Source organism: Microbacterium sp. NPDC003461, assembly GCF_053588335.1.
Genome location: NZ_JBSFPT010000053.1, coordinates 1903 through 3529, shown reverse-complemented (window position 1 = coordinate 3529; position 1627 = coordinate 1903). Strand labels below are relative to the sequence as shown.

Annotated in this window: 1 rRNA gene (cut by a window edge); it reads left to right on the top strand. The window is 54.9% G+C overall.

Annotation, left to right across the window (positions count from 1 at the left end):
* Positions 1 to 84: 84 nt before the first annotated feature.
* Positions 85 to 1627: ribosomal RNA gene (locus ACWDR7_RS12930) — 23S ribosomal RNA — on the top strand; it runs 1628 nt beyond the window's last position.

Sequence of the window (1627 nt, the reverse complement as noted above, 5' to 3'; positions counted from 1 at the left end):
GCCGCCCGTACTTTGAGAACTACACAGTGGACGCGAGCATCTTAAAGAAGCGAACATAGAACATTTGTTTTATGGCTCATGTGATTTCAAGTCTTTAAGAGCAAACGGTGGATGCCTTGGCATCTGGAGCCGAAGAAGGACGTAGCAATCTGCGATAAGCCTCGGGGAGCTGATAAGCGAGCTTTGATCCGTGGATTTCCGAATGGGGAAACCCCGCCAGGCGTACTTGTGCGACCTGGTGACTCCCGCCTGAATATATAGGGCGGGTAGAGGGAACGTGGGGAAGTGAAACATCTCAGTACCCACAGGAAGAGAAAACAACAGTGATTCCGTGAGTAGTGGCGAGCGAAAGCGGAAGAGGCTAAACCGGGCGTGTGTGATAGCCGGCAGGCGTTGCACGTTCGGGGTTGTGGGACCCGCTTGAACCTTCTGCCGAGGGTTCGACGTGACAGAAGCGTATAGACGAACGGTCTTGAATGGCCGGCCAGAGAAGGTGCCAGCCCTGTAGTTGAAATGCGTGTTCTGGCGTGGTGGGGATCCCAAGTAGCACGGGGCCCGAGAAATCCCGTGTGAATCTGTCAGGACCACCTGATAAGCCTAAATACTCCCAGATGACCGATAGCGGACAAGTACCGTGAGGGAAAGGTGAAAAGTACCCCGGGAGGGGAGTGAAATAGTACCTGAAACCGTTTGCTTACAAACCGTCGGAGCCTCCTCAGCTGGGGTGACGGCGTGCCTTTTGAAGAATGAGCCTGCGAGTTAGCGATACGTGGCGAGGTTAACCCGTGTGGGGTAGCCGTAGCGAAAGCGAGTCTGAATAGGGCGATTCAGTCGCGTGTCCTAGACCCGAAGCGAAGTGATCTATCCATGGCCAGGCTGAAGCGACGGTAAGACGTCGTGGAGGGCCGAACCCACTTAGGTTGAAAACTGAGGGGATGAGCTGTGGATAGGGGTGAAAGGCCAATCAAACTTCGTGATAGCTGGTTCTCTCCGAAATGCATTTAGGTGCAGCGTTGCGTGTTTCTTGCCGGAGGTAGAGCTACTGGATGGCCGATGGGCCCTACCAGGTTACTGACGTCAGCCAAACTCCGAATGCCGGTAAGTGAGAGCGCAGCAGTGAGACTGTGGGGGATAAGCTTCATAGTCGAGAGGGAAACAACCCAGATCGCCAACTAAGGTCCCAAAGCGTGTGCTAAGTGGGAAAGGATGTGGAGTTGCTTAGACAACCAGGAGGTTGGCTTAGAAGCAGCCACCCTTGAAAGAGTGCGTAATAGCTCACTGGTCAAGTGATTCCGCGCCGACAATGTAACGGGGCTCAAGCACACCACCGAAGTTGCGGCATTGACACTTTTGGCAGGCCTTCGTGGTCCAGCCGTGTTGATGGGTAGGAGAGCGTCGTGTGGCCAGCGAAGCGGCGGAGTGATCCAGCCGTGGAGGCCACACGAGTGAGAATGCAGGCATGAGTAGCGAATGACGTGTGAGAAACACGTCCTCCGAAAGACCAAGGGTTCCAGGGTCAAGCTAATCTTCCCTGGGTAAGTCGGGACCTAAGGCGAGGCCGACAGGCGTAGTCGATGGACAACGGGTTGATATTCCCGTACCGGCGAAGAACCGCCCAAACCAATCC